The sequence below is a fragment of the Bradyrhizobium sp. S3.12.5 genome (genome assembly GCF_040548225.1).
Classification (GTDB): domain Bacteria; phylum Pseudomonadota; class Alphaproteobacteria; order Rhizobiales; family Xanthobacteraceae; genus Bradyrhizobium; species Bradyrhizobium cytisi.
Genome location: NZ_JBEPRF010000004.1, coordinates 1 through 20,393, shown reverse-complemented (window position 1 = coordinate 20,393; position 20,393 = coordinate 1). Strand labels below are relative to the sequence as shown.

The following is a 20,393-nucleotide window of genomic DNA, read 5'->3' as shown; positions in this document are numbered from 1 at the left end:
AATGTCTTTACGCGTCCCCCGAGCCCTCACGACCGCGATCGTTTCGTTCGCACTGACGCAACCGGCTCTCGCGCACGAGCAGGCCGGCGTGGCGGGCGGCCTCGTCAGCGGCCTGCTCCATCCGATCACGGGCATCGATCATCTGATCGCAATGGTGGCCGTCGGGATCTGGGGCGCGCAACTTGGCGCCCGCAATCTGGATCCTGCCGATCACATTCCCGCTTGTCATGGCGGTCGGCGGGGTTCTGGGCGTGCTGCATGTTCCGCTTCCGATGCCGGAGGTGATGATTGCCGTCTCGGCCGTGATCCTGGGGGTCGCCGTTGCGGCCCGACTACGCCTGCCCTTTCCCGCGGCCGCCGTCGTCGTTGCGATCTTCGCGGTCTTTCACGGTCATGCGCACGGAGCCGAGCTTCCACGCGCGGCGAATGCGCTGGCCTACGGCGTCGGCTTCGTCACCGCCACCGGCCTCCTGCACCTGTGCGGCATCGCGATCGGTACGTTGACGCGCTGGCCCGCCGGCGAGCGCATCATTCAGGGACTGGGCGCCGGCATCGCGGGAATTGGCTGCTACTTCCTCGCCCAGGGCGTCGGAGCCCTCGCATGAAGCTGAAATCCGCACGGGCCTTGATGAGCGCTGCGATGATGCTCGCCGGCGCGAATGCCGCCGAGGCGCATATCGTGGCGGCCCGCCTCGGCGATTTCTATATGGGTGCGGTGCACCCCCTCACCGATCTTCAGGATGTCGTTCTCTGGACTGCGACCGGCGTGCTGGCTGGTACGCTCGGGGTCGCCAAGGGGCGCTGGCTCATCCTGGTGTTTCCGCTTGGACTGCTGGTCGGGTTGTCTCTTGGAAACGTTTTCGGCGCGGCTTCCGCACAGCTTGCGGACGCGACAATGATGCTCGCAATCGGCATGCTGCTCGCGGCAGCGGCGCAAGTCCCCACGCTCGCGCTGTGCGCGATTGCGTTCGCAGTCGCCGTGATACGGGGAGCAGCGAACGGCGCCGACCTCGGGCCCGAAACCGACCGGCTACTGTTTGCGGCAGGATTGGCTTGTGTGGGCTACGGAGCCATCACGCTGACGATGGCGCTGACCGCGGTATTCAAACGAACGAATTCGGACAGCGCAACATCTTGGCGAGCCATCGCCGTTCGTGCACTTGGCGGCTGGATCGCGGCCATCGGCCTGATGATGGCGAGCCTTGTGCTGGCATCATGAGGGGCCGCGAAGAACCTCGTCAGGAGCCCCCGGAAACGGCCATAATGCTTCTATGTACGAATCCCCTGCATGAGCAGTCTCGCGTGCTACCTGGATCGCAGGAATCCCCTCCTGCAGACCCATTTCCCGGCAAATCCACTCACGACAAAATCCCGCTTCTGGATTCCAAATCAATGGCTTGGGGAATTCTTCACGGTCGACTACATCTGACCGAACGGCTCGTCGAGGTGGTCGGGGGCCGCCCTGAGGGCTGTACCTTGAACACCCAGGACCTGCGCGACGATCTAGAACTGTCTGCCGGCCGCCCCCCGCCAGGAGCTGGGAGAGCCGGCTGAAAAAGACGCGGTCCGTTCGGCCGACTGCAGACCTTACTGATTGTAGACGGTATGCGGCTCGCATGACTCAGGATCTCGTCGTCGGGGGCTCCCGTGCATGAGTATTCCCCCTCTGCAATTTGACGTTGGTCAGATTCCTGGTCGTCCTCCCACGTATGCTGCGCTTATCTGGACGGTAAGACGCGCTCTAGCAGTGTGACGCGAAGGCGGCCCTTGCCGCGCTCGTTGCCTATAGAAGCAGGTAGCCCGTAACGCATTGCTCAACCGAGATTGATCGCCATGCCGCTTCGGTCAGACCCTTCGACCGGGATTGTAGTGGACCACTGGGGCATACGGTTCGCCTTGCTTGACGGTGACAAACCAATTCTCTGCGCAATCGATTGGGCGGCACTGGCCCGCCGCGCAACAGCGGACGGCGACGATGAGGGGGACGTGTGCGCGACCTACTTAAGGCACCGCGAAACCATTCGGGCCATAGCCAGCCAGAACTATGATGCCGGGCAGGAACAGCCGATTGTTACGACTTACCAACTCACGCCGCTTCACTAGTATCGCGGCATTCTCACGTTGGCCACCCACCCGAAGGGAGTGTGACATTGCTAACACTGCCCGCTTCGAAGCGTCCAATTGCTCCACCGTGGAGTAATGACGAAATCGAGCAGTTGCGGTCCCTGATCCTGCAAGGCAAGAGTGTGCATACGGTCTCGAGACGTTTGCGGAGAACGCCACAAGCCATAAGAAAATTGCCAGCAGGCTAAAGCTCCCGCTCCGAATTATCTGATCTTCTGATTTGGGCGCGGGCGCCGCTCTGAGAAAGCAAGTGGTTATCCCTCACTTGAGCTCAGTCAAATTGTTCATCGTCCGGTCGACGTAAGCTTGCTTGAAGTGGACCGGAAAACTCAAGCTATTCGCGTTCTTCAACGTGACGTTAGTGGGCCCGCTCCCGGCGTTCGGAGCGGAGCGGCGTGCAGCGGACAGGATCAAGCTCTCCGCAACGCAGGATTCGGTCATGAGCCTAACGATCTTCCGATTAGCGCTTTCGGCTCAGGAGCTGGCTCCCCCGAACAACCCCTATGCTCATCGAACTGTCACTTTCTGCCGTCCTCCCATTCGCAGCCACATCGGCGCTTCCATCGCCTTTGGGCACCCCGCTAGCCCGGCGTCGCGGGCTTAGTTCTTCTTCGAGGAGTGCCTTGATGCAGCACAGCACTTGCCCTCCCGTAGCATACGCGGCAGGTCTTGCTGCGGCAAAAATGGTCGACGCTTCCTTGAAACCGACCGGTCCCGTAGACATTATCTATTGCGTGGGGTTGGCGAAGAAAGCATCTGCTGGGGCGGCCAGCACTTAACGCGCGAGAAAGGCAATCAAGAATTCGCCATGCTGCTGCGTATTTGCGAAGCAAATGCCTACTTTATTTGCAAGTCGAGAACGCATATTTCGGGGATGGTTGCTGCGACAGATGCTCGCGGCTCTGAACCGAGCCTGACTGGAGCGAGACGGATTAACTGAGAAAGACGACCGGGGTTCACAACTTTAGGCCCCGATAGCTACGCGCGATTGCAATTTACGTTACGCGCGATTTGAGGTCCTGAGTCCGACATCCGGGAACAGGACATGAGGAATATTCGTGGAGGTACTTTGGCGACCGGATTTGTAGTTTGGTTTCACAAATTCAAAGGTTATGGATTTATCCGGCCCGACGGTGGAGGCAAAGACGTATTCGTCCATGTGTCAGCCGTTGAGGAAGCCGGGCTTTCCGCGTTGACCGAAGGGCAAAGGTTGAGCTACGAGCTCGTTTCAGTCTCCGGCAAGGTGACTGCCCGTCATTTGCAGGTCAGCACGAAACAGTCCTCGGATTGATAAGTTTGAATTCAGGTTCTCGGCGCAACACCATCGCTGACCTGCATAACTTGAATCGCGCAATTTCCCGGTTCTCCCACAGCCCCCCTCTGTGACCTTCATATCATATCCCGCGATGCAGCCGTTCTAAAGTTCCTGATCATATCGTGGTAACGTCCGACCAGATCTACTAGTTCGCCGCCGTGATCCGACAGAAAGCCGACGATGCCGGAAGACATTGTCTGCATGGTTGCATCAATCTGGCTTAATAGGTCGCACCGAGCTGCACCGTAGTAATCCGCGAAAGGAGGGGCGCTGTCGGACCATTCGCTCGCCATCCTCATGGTGTCAAAGATTGGCGGCTCCGGTTGTGGCGCAACCTCATACCAACGATCCGCACGCGTGTCCCGGTCGATCGCCCCCATTCGAGGGGCGCCTCCGCTAGCCGCGCAACCAATCGCTCGGTCGACATCGACAGAAAGGATCTCCAGCGTTTCGCTGTGAAGGCGATCAATCTCCTTCATGATTTCATCGAACAGGTCGCTCAGCCGCATGAGCTGCGACCAAGCAAGCCTCAAATGCTGGTAGTGTGACAATTCACCGAGAATCCATGGATATTCACCGGCAACAATCCGGCACGTAATCATATCGCCATATATAGTCCGTAGCTGCAGAAGCGCTTTCAGCTCCGCTTTCAAGCGCAGATGAATGGCCGAGATTCCTTCTCTCATTTTGTCCGGCACAAAGTCGAACGAGGGGTCGGGTAGGCTCATCAGGTTTTCGCCGGCCAATTCGACGATCGGCACGATCAGCCGGTCAATTGCGCTTGACGTGTCCACCCTGCTCATCCGTATAAAATCCACCAACGCTTAGCCGCTTCGGCGTCCGACCCGACGCTTCGTCGCCTTGCGAATCCCCGGTCCGCAGCCTCTCAGGGTTGAGCCGGTTTCGGAAGCCCAATTTGTGCTCAGAATCAAGGCAAGAGTGCAATAGTGAACTCGTGGCACTGGCAGCCGAGACGCGCCCGCAGGGTCTGACCGCGGCTTGCTGATGCCCAGGTGAACGTGTGGAGGTTTGCCTTGGCTTTCCCAAGGGCGCGCGCAGGTGGGTTGAGGCGTGGCCAGTCTCTACGAACTGCTAGACGATAGCCAAAGGCCACGCCCAGGCAGGAGTGTGGAACAGCGCTATGGATCGGTGGCCGCAAACGGCGGAAGCGTGAAGACCAAAAAGATCGTCGTGCGCCTTTGCCAGAGGCCGCCGACCCGATCTCATTATTTCAGTTCGACTTCTGCCGACGATGAACCAACGAGCGGCTTCGCAAGATTGTCGTTGACGCTCCGGGCGAGGTCGTAGCGGCCTGTTCTCAATTGTTGCGTTCTTCGGTTTGCGGTCCCACTCGACCGCGCGACATTGCCTTGCCATTTCCGGCCAAGCAGGTCGTCGTATACTTCCAACGTTCGCTGTGCGATGTCGGACCAATCGTAACGCAATGCACTCTCACGACGCACGGCTTCGCGCTCCTCCGCGCTCAGGCGTGCGGCAGTCAACGCCGATAGCTTTCCGCGCATCTCCTCGCAATTTCCGACCTGGAAAACGTGTGCGGGATCTTCCACGACTTCGAGGTTTGGAGCGATATTGCTCACCAGCACCGGCAATCCATAGCTTAGCGCTTCAAGCAGCACTATGGGCAGGCCCTCATGTGATGACGGCAACACGAAAAGCGCAGCGTGAGCGTAGAGTTGTCGCAACGCGTCGCCGGTCTGAAAGCCCGCCATGATCACGTTTGGGCAGTCTGCCGCCTCTCTGACCAGTTGATCTGCATATTCGTTCTGGTGATCGATCTTGCCAACAATCGCCAACTTCCATCCTGGTAGTGCTGCAGCCGCAAAGGCACGCAGAAGATCGAGTTGTCGTTTCTCGGGAACCAGACGACCGACCGTCAATACGTATCGCCCTGGCTCTAATCCCAATTCGGCGACCCTCTCGCTCAGTTGCGGCATGTCCGAAAATGCGACCCCATTCGGTATAACTTCACAGGGTTGTCCATACTTGGACGCAATGAGGTCACCAATGCTGCGACTGACAGCGATGCGCTTGTTGGCGTAGCGCATCCCCATGGCTTCACCGGTTCGCAGCACCGCGCGTGCCGCCCAGCCCCACTTCTCGCGATTGTAGTCCTCGCCGTGATGGGTGACAACGACCCGCAGACCGATGGCCCGCAGCAATGGAGTTACGATTGCGGGCCCTATGCCGTGAATATGAACCAAACCAGGTCTCCGGACCGCCGCTACGGCCGCACAAATCACGGAATGAAGCAGCGTCTCGAAGTACTTATTCGGTATCGTCCACAGCTGCAGTATTCGAACCCCTTTCCATATTTTCGCGGCGTTCGGCTCGACATAGGGAGACCGCATGCACACGGTAACTCTTCTGCCGAGCTCGACCACCCGCGGTGCGAGATTCTCTGCGTGCGTCTCGATACCACCCTGAACCTGCGGGAAGCCGCGGAAGCCGAACATATAGATCTCGCGCCTGCTCATCAGACCTTCCTCCACAACTTCAATTGTTCATGAATGTTCGCAACGGGTAATGCTCGTCGGGCGTAATGCGTCCCTTGACCAGCCGGCCCTTGACGTTCTTGTTCAGAAACGAGATCCGCTCGACGTGCGGGGACGGCCTCACGTCGGAATAATTGATGTAGCTGTCAAAACAGATGCTCTTGCCGATCGATACCTTGAGCTTGTTCTTCAAGACCCAGAGCAACGGCACGGTTTTCGGCAGCTGAGGGACCAGGTTGGACCGCATGGCCGTTCGCGCCGTGGTCACCATCCAGCAATTCTGGCCGCAGCCTGCAACCTTCTTCCGCGTCTGCTGCGCGACCTCGCTGTTCATGATCTCGTCCCATGATTGCCGGGCAAGATTGCCCATGGGAAGATCGGAGCGGACGTTGCATGCCCATACGTCCGACCAGGGGTCGATAAACGCGAAGTCCTTCCCTGCGCTGCAAGGTATCAGCCGATCATGGCCAAGGATCTTCTCGATCAAACCAAGGTTCAGGTAAGCCCGAAACCAGTTCTTTGGCTTCGGACTGCGCAACATCGACGAGATCAGTCCTTCGACCTTTCGCGCGACCGCCTTCCGATCGTAGAAATAGTTGTCGTTCTTGTAGAATTGCCAAGCGTTATGGAGCGTTGAAGTCGCCAGTTCGAATCCTTCCTTCCGGGCAAACTCGTAGACGTTGACGAGCTGATCGACGTTTTCATCTTGAATGACCATCGCAAAACCGAGATCGGTGCCACCCGCTTCACGAAGCATGCGCAGCCCCGCAATCTTGGTGCTGTATCCGTCCTTCTCGCCACGAATTCTGTCGTTGGTTTCCGGATCGCCCTCCAAGGAAAAACGCACCTTGATATTCGGGTACTTCTTGATAATCGGAATCAGACGCTCGGGGTGAAGGCCGTTCGACGATATCTCCGTCACCCTTGCCTTGGGGTAGACGATGTCGATTACTTCCGCGAGATCTTTGCGAAGCGTCGGTTCTCCGCCTGAAACATTCAGATTGTCAAACCCGGAAGGAAGTTTCGACAACGTTGCGAGGGACACCTCTTCCTTCGGTTCGGTCGGGTTTTGCCAGATGTAGCACATTTGGCACTTCGAGTTGCAGCGGAACGTCGAAATGACAGTGAGGTCCATTTTATGATCCAATTCTCTTATGCAAACCGGCCAGTTCGATTAGGCCCTCGTACAGCGAGAACAACGCGGCTCCATGCGACTCAAGTGAATAATCGGTCTCTACGACCCTCCGCGCACAGCGCCCGAATTTATCACGACAATCGCGATCAGCGAGAAGCCTTCTGATATTTTCAGACAGCTGCGAAACGTCGCCGGGGTCAGACAACAGACCCGTCACTCCATCCCTGACGAGCTCGGGGATGCCACCGATCCGTGACGCCACTATCGGCTTTCCGTTTGCCATCGCTTCAAGGATCGATAGCGGACTATTTTCGTGCCACCCGGAAGGGACCGCAATCAAGGCCGCTTCCTTGATCGTCCTTTCCAGGCTGGGTCCTGTCAAATGCCCTTTGAACTCCGCCGCCGGATACTTGCGCTGAAATTCCTCCAGCAACGGTCCCGTGCCAGCGACGACCAGTCGCCAGGCCGCCTGGTCCGCCGCATGAGCGCGAAGGAGAGTCTCGACGCCTTTCTCAGGTGCCAGGCGTCCAAAATACAATACGTAACCTTCATCGCTCGCAGACATCTCGACACGCGACGTGTCTATCCCATTCGGGATGTGCACCACCTTGTCCGTACCAAACCGGCGGACGATGGCCTCGTACATGAATTTGCTCGGCGCAATGAATTTGTCGACGCGGCGGTAGCTTCCCGCCAATGCATGATACCGCGCTTCCGCCCAGAGCAAAGCGCTGCGACCGAACGACCCGTCGGCACAACGTTGCGCGAGAAGCGCCTCAAAACCACCATCCGCGCATCTCGTGCATACCTTTCCATTGCTCAGCTGCGTATAGACCGGACATACTGGTTTGTAGTCGTGGAGCGTTAGAACGACGGGAATTCCCCGTTTCGCCGCAGCGGTGATGATAGAGGGAGTGAGTTGGTGGTAGATGTTGTGGCAATGCAGGATGTTCGGTCTCTCATCCTCGATCAAGCGCGCAATGCTCGAGACTGCTTCAGGCGAGTGAATAAGGGAAAGTGCGGATCTCATTTTGCCGCTTCGCGAGGGGGTTCGGTACGATTTTTGCGATACGAAGTACGGCTGAAATCGCGATGGAATGTTTCGGTCGTCATTCATTGAGAATTCAACTACGCCAACGTTCCGGCTCCGCATCAACTCCATCTCGTCAAACATGACGACTTCGGAGCCACCGTTGCGAAAGAAGAACTTGTTCGCGAACAACACTTTCAGAGTGTGGCGAGCCGACTCGTCGAACTTGTCGCGGCCGGCGTGTTGGGCATCTAGCTCCGAACGCGCTCTCGCACGTTTGGCCGAACCCTCGACTACCGGCCCCTCGCCGAAATCGAACGAAGTTTCCATCATTGCCGCGTTCCTGACCGATGAGTCGGAACAAGGCCCGCGCGACCGCCAATTCCAGTTTGCTGCCATTCGATCAGGCGGCACGCGGCTGCTCTCGTTACAATTTCAACCATCTATTGGACAGTAGGCGACCTGTTTCCGCCGATATTGACGGCCGTCAACTTGCTTTCGCGGCCTGGCCTAATATGCCGCGGTGGCCCATTCTTGTGTCGGATTGCTGCCTCAATCGGTGGATACCGGGTTGTGTCTTGAGCGACAACAACACCGGAGCGACATACCTTTCATGGTCGATCTGCACTGCTACAGAGATTGCCGGGCCGCAACTGCGTGAGGCAGCGCGGAGCGCAAATGCACAAGGAACTCGGGCCAATTGGCACGATCCCCGATCAGGGATTGATTGCATTGGTTATGATGCTCCGATTTCACGGAGTCGCGGTAGATCCAGAACGACTCCGGCATCGGTTTGGAGCGGTTATCAAGGTTGCCGAGATACTCGGCTGCGCCAAGGAGCTGGGGCTGAGGGCGCGCGTCGTCAAAACAAATTGGTCTCGACTTTCCGGCCTGCCCATGCCGGCACTCGCCATCCTGCGAGACGGCAAATTCTTGATCTTCGGAAAGGCCGGTGAGGACAAGGTTATCGCTCTCGAACCTGGTCGCTCTCAGCCGGTCTTGATGTCGCAGATCGAGCTTGAAGCCGCTTGGGACGGATCGGTGATCCTGATGAGGCGCCGCGCGTCTCTTTCCGGTCTTGCACGCCGCTTCGACATCACCTGGTTTCTGGGCGCGATTCACAAGTACCGCCGACTGCTGATCGAAGTACTGGCTGCCTCATTCTTTCTTCAGATCCTTGCGCTGGCGTCACCCCTTTTCTTTCAGGTCGTCATCGACAAGGTCCTGGTTCACCGAAGTATGAGCACGCTGGACGTGCTAGCCCTTGGCCTTGTCGCGATCGCAGTATTTGAATCGGTGCTTGGCATCCTTCGCACCTATCTGTTTTCCCACACCACCAATCGGATCGATGTGGAGCTCGGAGCACAGCTATTTCGGCACCTATTGGCGCTGCCGATCGGCTATTTCCAGGCTCGTCGGGTCGGCGACTCCGTTGCGAGAGTGCGGGAACTGGAGAATATTCGAAATTTCCTCACGAGCTCAGCCTTGACGCTGATTATCGATCTGTTTTTCGCTATTATGTTCATTGCAGTGCTGTTCATATACTCGCCGGCACTGACCTGGGTCGTTCTCTTCTCGCTTCCAGTCTACGTTGGAATTTCCGCCGGCGTCACGCCGCTGTTTCAGCGACGACTTGATGAAAAGTTTCAACGTGGCGCAGAAAACCAGGCCTTCCTGGTCGAGAGTGTCACTGGAATAGAGACGCTAAAGGCAATGGCGGTCGAGCCGCAGATCCAGCGCCGTTGGGAGCAGCAATTGGCCGAATACGTCGCCGCGAGTTTCGGGGTGACAAGCCTGGCGAACGTGGCAAGTCAATCGGTTCAACTCGTCAGCAAACTGGTCAGCGCGGCCATCCTCTACTTGGGCGCGCGACTTGTCATGAGTGGCGATTTGACCGTCGGAGAGCTTGTTGCTTTCAATTTGATCGCTGGGCGCGTAAGCGCACCGGTGCTTCGATTGGCTCAAACTTGGCAGGACTTCCACCAAGCCAGACTTTCGATCGCACGCCTTGGCGATATTCTGAACACAGAGCCCGAGCCGGCATACAGTGCCAGCAAGATGGCGCTGGCTGCGATCAAAGGCCATATTACCTTCGAGCATGCGACCTTTCGCTACCGCATCGATGGACCTGAAATCCTTCGAGATGTGCACCTCCATGTTCCGGCGAACCAAATCATCGGAATTGTGGGCGCCTCGGGATCCGGCAAGAGCACCCTGGCCAAGCTCGTGCAGCGGCTCTATATACCCGAGCGTGGCCGGGTCCTGATCGACGGAATCGATGTGGCGCAGGTGGATCCTGCTTGGTTGCGCCGACAGATCGGTGTCGTTCTTCAAGATAGCGTCCTCTTCAACTGTTCGATGAGGGACAATATCGCGTTCGGCGATCCGGCGACGTCGACAGAACGCGTGATCGAGGCGGCGATGATGGCCGGCGCAAATGACTTCATTCTGCGACTGCCGCAAGGTTATGACACTATCGTGGGGGAACGTGGGAGCAGTTTATCCGGTGGACAACGTCAACGCATAGCGATCGCACGCGCACTAGTAACCGATCCCCGGATCTTGATTTTTGACGAAGCTACCAGCGCACTCGACTACGAGAGCGAGCATATCGTCCAACAGAATATGGCGGCGATTGCAAAGGGCCGCACTGTGCTGATCATTGCCCATCGGCTATCAGCTTTGCGAATGGCCGACCGCATCATCACGATTGAAGATGGCCGAGTAATCGAGGACGGGTCCCATCAAGATTTGGTCAAAAGCGGTGGACGATACTCGAAGCTCTATCGATTGCAGGCAGGCTTCCATGAGATTCGCTAGTGCATCTCTCTCTTGTGATTCTGCCGCGACGCGACGAAACTTCGCCTATTCACCCCCAATCCTGTCTTGGGGCCGATGAGCCTAATGGAGCCGATCGCTACACAGGTCGTCGATGACCCGGGACTCTTCGTCCTGGATGTCCTGCTTCGTTTCCGCGGTATTGAAAGTAATCCCGACCGCATTCGCCGGTGGTCGGGCAATGCTGCGATCAATGTTTCAGAAATGCTCGCATATGCGAGCGAGATGGACCTCTTTGCGCGCTGTTTGAGAACCGACTGGGACGGACTCTCAGCGCATCCCCTGCCGGGCATTATTCCGCTTCGAGGCGGAAGCTTCCTGTTGCTCGGAAAAGTGCATGGCCACGAGGCGGTTATCCTGGCACCCGGTGCCGAGCGACCGGCCATCATCTCCAGATCTGAACTCGAGGCCACCTGGGATGGGCGGCTGGTTTTCATCATCCGACGCCGCGCCAGCGCCACTCGGGTCCTGCGCCTGGCTCGGGATGGCCTATGCGTAGCTCAAGCTTCGAAGGCTCGTTCGCTAGTCGTCTTTTCGCGCCTGGTCGATAAGTTCGCCAGCCTCGCTGGCCACATGCGGTCAACGGATAAGCCGCGGTCCCCCAAACCTCAGGGGCCAGCACAGAGTAGCAACTCGGGGAACGCCGTCATTGTCTTCGCGGATCACGCCCGCAAGCTCGGACGTGCGGTCGCGAGGCTAAGGCCCACCGATGGAGCCCGTCCGAGCGACGAACTCGCCTTCTTGCCTGCCGCACTCGAGATCGTTGAGACACCTCCCTCCCCCGTGGGGCGCGCTATCGTCGTCAGCATGATGGCGGGGCTCGCCATCGCACTGGCATGGGCCTGTCTTGGAACGGTCGATATTGTTGCTGTTGCTCCCGGCAAGGTCATTCCAAGCGGCCGCACCAAAACCATTCAACCCTTCGAAACCAGCGTTGTCCGCACAATATACGTCCGCGACGGGCAGGCCGTCACAGCCGGTGAGCACCTGATTGATTTGGACGCGACAATTTCAGCAGCCGAACTCAATCACCTGAAGAGCGACCTAATGAGCGCCCAGCTTGACGCTGCGCGTTTCAAGGCGTTGCTGTCAAACAACGCAAATCCTGCCTCAGCCTTCGAACCGCCACCCGGTGCGCTTCCTTCGCTCGTCGAGATGCATCGTCGCTTTCTTGGCAGTCAGACCTCCGAGCAGAGGGCAAAACTGGCCGCAATTGACCGGCAGATCGTACAGAAGGAAGCCGAACGAACTACCTCCAAGGCGTCGATCGAGAAGCTGAAGTCAACGATCGTTCCGCTTCAGCAGCGCGTTGAGATACGCGAGCAGCTGTACCAGAAGGAACTGGGATCGAAGCTGCAATATTTGACAGAATACCAAGAACTGCTCGGCCAGCGCCAGGAGATACTGGTTCAACAAAGCCGCTTCGGTGAGGCCGACGCCGCGATTGGCGTTCTCGTGGAGACCCGAAACAAGACAATCGCCGAGTACGAACGCACTTTGTTCGAGGAGCTCGCCAAGGCGGAACAGAAGTCCGCCGGACTAACCCAGGACGTGATCAAGGCCGAGCGGCACACGGGTCTGCAAAACCTGATCGCTCCGATCGACGGTGTCGTGCAGCAGCTCGACGTTCACACAGTTGGCGGTGTCGTCACGCCGGCTCAACAACTCATGGCGATCGTACCAACCGACAGCAATCTCGAGGTCGAAGCCATGATCTCAAATCAGGACATCGGATTTGTCGAAGCAGGCCAGGAAGCCGCTATCAAGATTGACACCTTCAATTTCACCCGGTACGGGCTGTTGCATGGCAAGATTACGAGCATCTCCCAGGATGCCATCGCTCGTAACAAGCCGCCAGAGAACGGCACCGCCAAATCTTTGGGTGCAGAGACGACCAGTAGCGAACCGAAGGGGCAGGAGCTTCTGTACGCCGCACGGGTATCGCTCGACCGCAACTACATGGACATCGACAACAGGCGTGTCAGCCTTTCGGCCGGGATGGCTGCCACTGTCGAAATCAAATCCGGCTCTCGTAGCGTTATCAGCTACCTCCTGTCACCGATCATGAGGTACAAGCAGGAAAGTCTGCGTGAAAGATGAGATAGTTGCTCCGCGCAGATCCGAGCACCGCAACCGACCGGCTCCGGTCGCGAGTACCGCGCTAGCTAGTGACGAGATTTCGCCGGCAACGCGAGCCGGATTTCGATCCGAGATAACCAGCTCGCGATCACTTGGCCGATACCGACCCCGCAAACTCCCCCCGTCGCCTTCACAAAGGCATCGACGATTCGGCCATGCCTGTCCGCTGTCAGCAACTGCAGGCTCTCGAGTACGACGGCGCTGGCGACCATCGTCGCTGCGATGACGATCGGGCGGCGCGGGCTGCCCACGGCAAACGCCAGGCCCATGGCGGCAAAAGCCGCGAAGTGCTCAAGGTGCAAATTTGCTACCATCGGCCGGTCCTGGATCGGGGCAAGCGTTGCAAAAGCAATGAAGGCCAGCGCTAGCCAGCCGGCAATCAAGCACGACCGCCGAATCATGACTTGTCTGGCTTCTGCCCAAGTCGAACACCAAGTTCCGTCTACCACCGGAGCTCCTCTCAACAATCGAAGATCCGAACCGTCCAGCCCTCGGCCCTTTAACGTCCAGACGACTCTATCGTGCTAACCTTCAGGTCCAACTCAGCTGCATTTATGAGACCTGCCCGGCTCAGTGCCGCCGCAGCTTGTTTGATCGTTTCCCAGGGAAGTTTGGCCCGTTCGGCAATATCAAGAAGCGAGCTTTCTCCATCTGACATGTTCAGGACCCATAACAGCCCCATCTGGAAGTCCCCGGCTGTAAGGCCGCCAAGTCCATTGTAAAGGCCATAATTGCCCAGCCTTGGCTCACAGAACGGCTTTTGCGTCCGGTAGTATGCGTTGTTCTCGATGACATCGATGACGGCAATTGTTTTCGCCAACGTGTCGCGCAAGGCAGCAGGACAAACAAAATCCAGATTGTCAGCTGAGCTGTGATACTCCGCGAACTTTCCGTACGGTGTTCGCATGATGGCCCCAATCGGAAGATTGAAGCCGGGCGAGCAATACTGCCGTTCGTCGTAGCCGTAGGGTGAGAACTCCTGGATCTCGTAGGGTTCGCCACTCTTCTCGAGAACATAGGACCAGGCCCTGTCGATCTCCGTATTACCACGACGGCTCCTTTTGTAGGTCATCGGGCCGGCATCACCTGCGCAGGTTATTACACATCCGTGCTTTACTCGTTTGACATGTGCCTCATTGAGCGCCAACCAGGTGATCGAGCCGATCGTCCCTGGTACAAAGACGAACCGGTAAGTGTATCGAAGATCCATCTTTCGAAGATGCTGGGCAAGCGCGGTGGCAATCGCTATTCCAGACAAGTTGTCGTTGCACAGCGACGGATGACAAATATGGCAAGAGATCAACACTTCATCTGAAGTATGACCAAGTAGCCTTAGATCTCCATATGTTAGATGACCTGGTTCGAGGCTGCAGTCGACGCAGACCTCGTAATCGTCCTCAGGCATGGTGAGAAGTTGATTGTGCGGTAAACAGAAGCCCCAGGTTGCTTCATAATAGCTGGTGCGATAGGGCGTCCAATCAGGTCTCTCTGGATCCGAATAAAGATGCGGCTTGAGTTCGTCGAGCGTCATACGCGCCCGCATCGGTACGCTGTAACCCAGAAGGTGCAGATTCGATTTCTTAAAATCGACCACACGGTCTCCGGCGCTATTCTTTATGTATGCATCTCGAACATTCCACTCTGGAGGAACTGTCCAATCAAACACCTGGAGACCGGACGGGACCTCACAGGTTGTGAGCGGGATGTAATTTCTGATCAAGTCGATAGTTTTTCTAACCCCATCCCCGGTGATGCTGCGGCAAATCGGGTACATCTCCGCGATGAACTCGTGGATCGCCTTCCCGCTCTCGTCACTCGACAGATCGACCGCAGACTCGCTCTCCACGAGGCTCGCAAGATCGACGTGTCGCGCGATGTCATCCATGGCACACCTATCCAAACAAAGCCTATCAGGATCAATCTACGAGCCTTGGCTCCGGGATAGGCACCACAAATTGAGCTCCCCAGCTCCGGGCGAACGACAGTTGATTGACGATCTCTCGTTTCAAATTCCAAGGCAGAATGAGTATGTAATCCGGCTTCGTCACATTAATCCGCTCGGGGTCGAAGATCGGGATATGAGTCCCAGGCAGTAGGCAGCCCTGCTTATGTGGGTTTCGATCAACCGTATATTCGATAAGATCGGGAGTGACGCCGCAGTAATTCAGCAAGGTATTGCCCTTGGCGGGGGCACCGTAGCCCACGACGCGCTTACCTTGGCGTTTCGCCTCCTCAAGGAACGCGAGCAGCTTGAGTTTTGTTTGCGTCGCGCGTTCCTCAAACGCATCGTAGTGATCGATATCGGCATACCCAGCGCTGATTTCACGTGCCCTGAGATCGTATACGCGATGTGAGATCGGATGCCATTCCGTGTTGCTGTGCTGCGCAAAAATCCGAAGCGACCCACCATGTGTCGGCAGCTCCTCGACATCAAACAAGGTCAATCCGTGCGCCGCAAAGATCTTCTCGACCGCGATGAACGAGAAATACGAAAAGTGTTCGTGATAAATTGTGTCGATCTGACATTCGTCGACCAATCGCATCAAATGTGGAAACTCCATCGTGATCACACCTTGATCATCAAGGAGGATGCTCATCCCTTTGACAAAGTCGTTCAGATTGGGGACGTGGGCAAGAACGTTATTCCCGATCAGAAGATTGGCGCGCAGCCCCTCACGTCTCAACGTTCGGGCGGCGCGTTCACCAAAAAACTCTACACGGGTCGGGATGCCCTTTGCGCGCGCGACAGCGGCGACATTTTGAGCTGGCTCGATCCCTAGAACCGGCACATCCTCCGCGACGAAGTATTGCAACAAATACCCGTCGTTGCTTGCAATCTCCACGACCCTGCTGTGAGCACCGATTCCGAATCTTTCTATCATTCGAGCGACGTACGACTTCGCATGTTGCAGCCATGACTCACTATAGGATGAAAAGTAGGCATAGTCCCCGAAGATATTTTCCGGCGCTTCCCATTCCTCGAGTTGGACAAGGAAGCACTCACTGCAGACGTATGCGCGCAGCGGAAAGAACTGCTCATCCTGCCTCGCTTTCTCATCCCGCAGATACGAATTGGCCAGCGGCGACAGTCCAAGATCGATGAAAACCCGTTCGAGCGGCGTGTTGCAGAAACGACAGCAACTCGGCTCTGATGCCCGCGCAGATCGAGCCATGGAGTCGACGGGGGAAGTGACCTCTTTCAACATTTGGTAGCTCCTGCGGGGAAAGCAACGAAGGCTAAGGGCACGCTAGCTTTTGTCGCCGTGGAGCTATTGACAGTTGTCAAGTCACGTTCCGCTTTTTAGCGCGGCGGTCGCGAAATGACGGCGTCTCGCCCTTGCAAGATCGCTGCGCCGCTTGACCTAGGTGTCTTGCCGCAGAGCAGGACTCATTCGCGCCTTCAATTCAGCGCCGATCTCGCTGTAGGGCTTCCATGCCCTGTCCCGTTCCGAGATCACGCGCACCTCGACCGGCCAAATTATTGCAAGGGCGGGATCGTCGTGCGACAGCCCGCCTTCAGCGCCTGGACTGTAGTAGTTGCTAATCAGATATATCAACTCGGTGTCGTCGGCGAGCGTGACGAAGCCGTGGGCGAAGCGTTCCGGTATGTAAAGCCCGCGGCCGTTGTCTGCAGACAGATTGACAGTGACGTAGCCCAAATACGTCGGCGACTCCGGCCTTAGATCGACGATCACGTCGATCACCGCGCCTCTTGTGCATCGCACGTACTTAGTTTCTGCTGCCGGTGGATACTGAAAGTGCAAGCCGCGTAGGGTGCCGCCTTTCGCATTATAGCTGATGCTCCCCTGCGCGACGACCGGCTTGAGCCCATGTGCGAGGAACGTATCGGCGCAGAATACCCGCGCAAACGACCCTCGGTTGTCCCGATGTCTGTCGATGTCGACGGTATAAGCACCAGCGAGAATTGTTTCAGAGAAGATCATGCGGCATGATGGATGGTTATGGTCCTGGTTTCTAAAAGAACACGGTTCGACAGAGTCGAGCGACAAGCCAGAGCAGAGTAATGTCCCATACGACGACGCAAATCAGCGCAAACGCGACACCGAACACCGGCCAGCCGATGACCCGTGTCGTCGCCTTCGCGACACTTATTTCGACTCTCGCGTCTCTGAACTGATCAGACATGCTTCGCATTCGACCTGAGGCCCGGCGTTCTTCAGCCTAGCTGCTTCTGCATTTGGTCAATCTGACAAAGCTCAATAACGACGACGTGTAGACGGTGACCTCCAGAGCGATTTGCCGGGCCCCTGCAATACGGGAGCCCTCCTTGCCTCGCGCCCCGGCAGAGCGATTCGAAGCGACTTTCTGAGGTGCTCGCCACGACGGGCACATACTTGAGGACCATCAAGTATGTGCCATTTGGCCTTATAAAATGAGGTCGGCTCGCAACAGATTGGCGGGAGACGGCTGATCCGTCGAAAGCAGAGGAGAGAGGGTTCGGTTATGAGGATGGGGTCTTCTTATTGCTCAGGGAAGAGGGCGACGCGGGCGGGTCTCGAAAAATTCAGTGCGTCAGACGAATTACGGCTACGGGCACGCGCCGCGATCCCTGGAGGAGCACACACCTATGCGAAGGGAGACGATCAATATCCGCTCTTGGCGCCCGGTTTCATCTCAAGGGGGTTCGGCAGCCACGTCTGGGATGTCGACGGCAATGAGTTCATCGAATACGGGATGGGACTGCGCGCTGTGTCGCTCGGCCATGGCTTTGCCCCGGTGGTCAAAGCAGCCACCGAACAACTAGCGCGAGGAACAAATTTCATGCGACCTTCGCCGCTGGAGGCCGAGTGCGCGGAACGGCTAATCGAACTGGTGCCCGGAGCCGAGATGGCAAAAATTCACCAAAGATGGGTCGACGGCTACGACTGCCGCGATCCGGCTTGCTCGCGCATACACCGGCCGCGACATGGTCGCGTTATGCTCCAACCATCCGTTCTTCTCCTACGACGATTGGGCAATCTGCAGAACACCGATGGACGCTGGCATTCCCGTGGATGCGATGCAGCTGACGCTCGGATTCCGGTACAACGACCTGTCCTCGGCAGAATCGCTCTTTGCGCGATACCCAGGCCGAATTGCGGCGTTTATTCTCGAGGCCGAAAGGGAGGAGCCACCTGCGGCCGATTTTCTGGCCAAGTTGCGAGAACTTTGTCATCGGCACGGCGCCCTCTTGAATCATCGACGAGATGATCACTGGCTTTCGCTGGCCGAAATGCTCTGCCCAGCAGCACTACGGAATCGAAGCAGACCTATCGACATTTGGCAAGGCGCTTGGTAACGGCATCGCGATTTCCGCGCTGGTCGGCAAGCGCAGCATCATGAAACTCGGCGGCCTAGACCATAATCTTGATCGTGTCTTCCTACTTTCGAGCACGCACGGCGCCGAGACCCATGCCTTAGCCGCGGCATTGGCTGTCATGGACACCTATCGAGACCAACCGGTCGTCGAGACGCTGCATCGCCAGGGAGATCGCCTGAAAGCCGGTATCGAAGCTTCTGCACGCCATCGCGGGCTCACCGAACATTTCAAGCTCGCCGGCCGGGCGTCAAATTTGGTCTATGCATGTTGTGATGTTACCGGAGCGTCATCGCAGATCTTTCGCACGCTGTTTCTGCAGGAAACTATCCGCCGCGGCTTGCTGCTCCCCTCGCTCGTCGTGAGCTATTCCCATTCCGACGATGATATCGATCGGACGATTGACGCCATCGATGACGTATTCGACGTATACAGGAACGCGCTGGAGAGCGGACCTGAATCTTATCTAACCGGTCGACCGGTTCAACCGGTATTCCGTCGACAGGCCAGTCCTACCGTCCGGTCGGAATCTCGGAAACAGAAGCTCGTGCGTTGAACAACGCACGAGCGAATGACCGCTAAACTGCAAAGCACCCGGTAGCCCCGGCTTCGGGATATTTTCGATTTCTGTGCGCAGTGCGTTGCAGCCAGGGGACGCGCCCGACGACTGGGCGCGCCCCAAGTGCCGGCATACCAAGCGTTGGCCCGCAGCGAAATCAACGAAAACACTCAATTAAAGATTCAATTCAATCGACGACGCGTCCGTTTGAAATCCTCGCTAAACCTTCAAGGTCAGTGAACCTGATGGTCTTGCGATTAGGAAGATCGATGAGGTTTTTCGCTTTGAATTCCGCGAGCGTGCGGCAAACCGTCTCAAGTGACGTTCCTACGTGATCGGCAATGTCAGCCCGGGGTAACTGTAGCCGGAGCGCGTCCGGACGCTTGGGATCGGCACGAAGGTGCGGTCGGATGCGCAACAACAGCCACGCAATGCGCGCCACACAATTTTTCTGGCTCATAGTCATCACCAATGTCAGGGTGTCTGCCAAAACTTGGTGTGCACCACAGGGCTGATCGCTGCGACACACTCCTGAGATTTTTGATCGTACAACACGACAATCGGTTACAGCCTCTGCGGTAAACTGCTGGTGCGTTGAATGGGTTGGCATAACCACATCACCGGGCCAGTAGAAGGCCAGGATTTGGCGGTATCCGTTTTCCTGGAGTCGGACCGCCCGGACGACGCCTTCAACAATTTCGATCTTTTGGGCCTCTTCTTCTCCTTCCCAAAAAAGAGCCCTGCCACGAGCTATGAAGGATGCGGAAGGCCGTCGGAAGTCAGAAATATCTTTGAGGGGGCGCTTATAGATTGAGGTTAACGATTGACCGTTTTCGAGCGAAGCCGATTCTGTAAGCATTTGTATCACCTCAGCACGTAACCCGACGCGTTGAAGTGTAAGCGTTCTTGATACGAAGGATATTCGGGCTAACGCGTTAGGATTTTGCCGGTTCTGGCTAAGCCGATCGGTCTAGTCCGTCTGGCAAGAAAACTATTCGCTGCCTACGTCGCGTTCAATCCATCGGAAAATTCGTACAAGCTGAGGGCAGCACGCTCAAATCTACCGCAAACGCATCCCACCTTGCTCGTCGCTCAGGTCTCGTCGATAAGGACAAATGGCAAGGATCGATTTTCGACTGGTGCGGCTTCCACCAGACCTCAGGACGATCCTGCTCGGTCGCGAACACGTTTTTTTGAAGCTGACGGCCCTGGCGCTTGAAATATCTCCAGAGCGTGTCGCAGGATACCATGACGCCACGTTCGCTAAGCTCTGCCAACAGCGCGTATAAGGTCAGAACAGGCTTGTCAGCGAGCCGCGCCAGTAGCCGCGTCTCCCTCCGGCGAGGGCCGCCTTGTTGGATTAGTCCAATTGGTGCGTAACAGTCCGTATGGACAGCCATAAGCGCAGTACTCAGCTTGAACG

The 20,393-nt window shown here is 57.1% G+C and carries 15 protein-coding genes and 2 pseudogenes; 7 read left to right on the top strand and 10 right to left on the bottom strand.

Annotation, left to right across the window (positions count from 1 at the left end):
* The first annotated feature begins 1 nt into the window (after position 1).
* From ABIC09_RS06095 to ABIC09_RS06080, 4 genes and pseudogenes are all read left to right on the top strand, one after another.
* A pseudogene (locus ABIC09_RS06095) lies at positions 2-605 on the top strand (HupE/UreJ family protein).
* 35 nt (positions 606-640) lie between these two features.
* Positions 641-1,219, top strand: coding sequence for a HupE/UreJ family protein (locus tag ABIC09_RS06090; RefSeq protein WP_354085494.1), 579 nt, complete (start codon positions 641-643; stop codon positions 1,217-1,219).
* A 614-nt stretch (positions 1,220-1,833) separates the two neighbouring features.
* On the top strand, positions 1,834-2,103 hold the full coding sequence (locus tag ABIC09_RS06085; protein WP_354085495.1) for a DUF1488 family protein: 270 nt from the start codon (positions 1,834-1,836) through the stop codon (positions 2,101-2,103).
* A gap of 1,090 nt (positions 2,104-3,193) precedes the next feature.
* Entirely contained in the window at positions 3,194-3,415 is a 222-nt protein-coding gene (locus ABIC09_RS06080; RefSeq protein ID WP_354085554.1) for a cold-shock protein, read from the top strand.
* A 98-nt stretch (positions 3,416-3,513) separates the two neighbouring features.
* Here ABIC09_RS06080 and ABIC09_RS06075 read toward each other — a convergent pair whose 3' ends face one another.
* The 4 genes from ABIC09_RS06075 to ABIC09_RS06060 all read right to left on the bottom strand — a co-directional run bounded on the left by ABIC09_RS06075 (position 3,514) and on the right by ABIC09_RS06060 (position 8,450).
* A complete protein-coding gene (locus ABIC09_RS06075; protein WP_354108699.1) occupies positions 3,514-4,242 on the bottom strand; it encodes a hypothetical protein in 729 nt (242 codons plus the stop codon).
* Positions 4,243-4,665: 423 nt separating this feature from the next.
* Positions 4,666-5,934 (bottom strand): glycosyltransferase family 4 protein, encoded by a 1,269-nt coding sequence (locus ABIC09_RS06070; protein ID WP_354108698.1) that lies wholly within the window; start codon positions 5,932-5,934, stop codon positions 4,666-4,668.
* A 19-nt stretch (positions 5,935-5,953) separates the two neighbouring features.
* On the bottom strand, positions 5,954-7,087 hold the full coding sequence (locus ABIC09_RS06065) for a radical SAM protein (protein WP_354085498.1): 1,134 nt from the start codon (positions 7,085-7,087) through the stop codon (positions 5,954-5,956).
* A gap of 1 nt (position 7,088) precedes the next feature.
* Positions 7,089-8,450 (bottom strand): glycosyltransferase family 4 protein, encoded by a 1,362-nt coding sequence (locus ABIC09_RS06060; RefSeq protein ID WP_354108697.1) that lies wholly within the window; start codon positions 8,448-8,450, stop codon positions 7,089-7,091.
* A gap of 345 nt (positions 8,451-8,795) precedes the next feature.
* Between ABIC09_RS06060 and ABIC09_RS06055 the strand changes: the two genes are divergently transcribed.
* Entirely contained in the window at positions 8,796-10,937 is a 2,142-nt protein-coding gene (locus ABIC09_RS06055; protein ID WP_354085500.1) for a type I secretion system permease/ATPase, read from the top strand.
* Positions 10,938-11,021: 84 nt separating this feature from the next.
* Positions 11,022-13,055, top strand: a complete 2,034-nt coding sequence (locus ABIC09_RS06050) for an HlyD family type I secretion periplasmic adaptor subunit (protein ID WP_354108696.1) — start codon at positions 11,022-11,024, stop codon at positions 13,053-13,055.
* Positions 13,056-13,120: 65 nt separating this feature from the next.
* Here ABIC09_RS06050 and ABIC09_RS06045 read toward each other — a convergent pair whose 3' ends face one another.
* From ABIC09_RS06045 to ABIC09_RS06030, 4 genes are all read right to left on the bottom strand, one after another.
* Positions 13,121-13,477 carry a VanZ family protein gene (locus tag ABIC09_RS06045; RefSeq protein WP_354108695.1) on the bottom strand — a complete coding sequence of 119 codons (357 nt, stop codon included), beginning with the start codon at positions 13,475-13,477 and terminating at the stop codon, positions 13,121-13,123.
* Positions 13,478-13,593: 116 nt separating this feature from the next.
* Positions 13,594-14,979, bottom strand: coding sequence for a DUF4910 domain-containing protein (locus tag ABIC09_RS06040; protein WP_354085503.1), 1,386 nt, complete (start codon positions 14,977-14,979; stop codon positions 13,594-13,596).
* Between the two features lie 31 nt (positions 14,980-15,010).
* Complete coding sequence (locus ABIC09_RS06035; protein WP_354108920.1) at positions 15,011-16,267, bottom strand: methyltransferase domain-containing protein; 1,257 nt, start codon at positions 16,265-16,267, stop codon at positions 15,011-15,013.
* Positions 16,268-16,456: 189 nt separating this feature from the next.
* Entirely contained in the window at positions 16,457-17,038 is a 582-nt protein-coding gene (locus ABIC09_RS06030; protein ID WP_354085504.1) for a dTDP-4-dehydrorhamnose 3,5-epimerase family protein, read from the bottom strand.
* Positions 17,039-17,564: 526 nt separating this feature from the next.
* Here ABIC09_RS06030 and ABIC09_RS06025 point away from each other — a divergent pair.
* Positions 17,565-18,967: pseudogene (locus ABIC09_RS06025) on the top strand (glutamate-1-semialdehyde 2,1-aminomutase).
* Between the two features lie 190 nt (positions 18,968-19,157).
* On the opposite strand, the gene ABIC09_RS06020 reads toward ABIC09_RS06025, so the two are convergent.
* Together ABIC09_RS06020 and ABIC09_RS06015 are read right to left on the bottom strand one after the other, a co-directional pair.
* On the bottom strand, positions 19,158-19,829 hold the full coding sequence (locus ABIC09_RS06020) for a Crp/Fnr family transcriptional regulator (protein ID WP_354108694.1): 672 nt from the start codon (positions 19,827-19,829) through the stop codon (positions 19,158-19,160).
* Positions 19,830-19,983: 154 nt separating this feature from the next.
* On the bottom strand, positions 19,984-20,393 hold a 410-nt coding region (locus tag ABIC09_RS06015; protein ID WP_502917647.1), incomplete at its 5' end, for a hypothetical protein.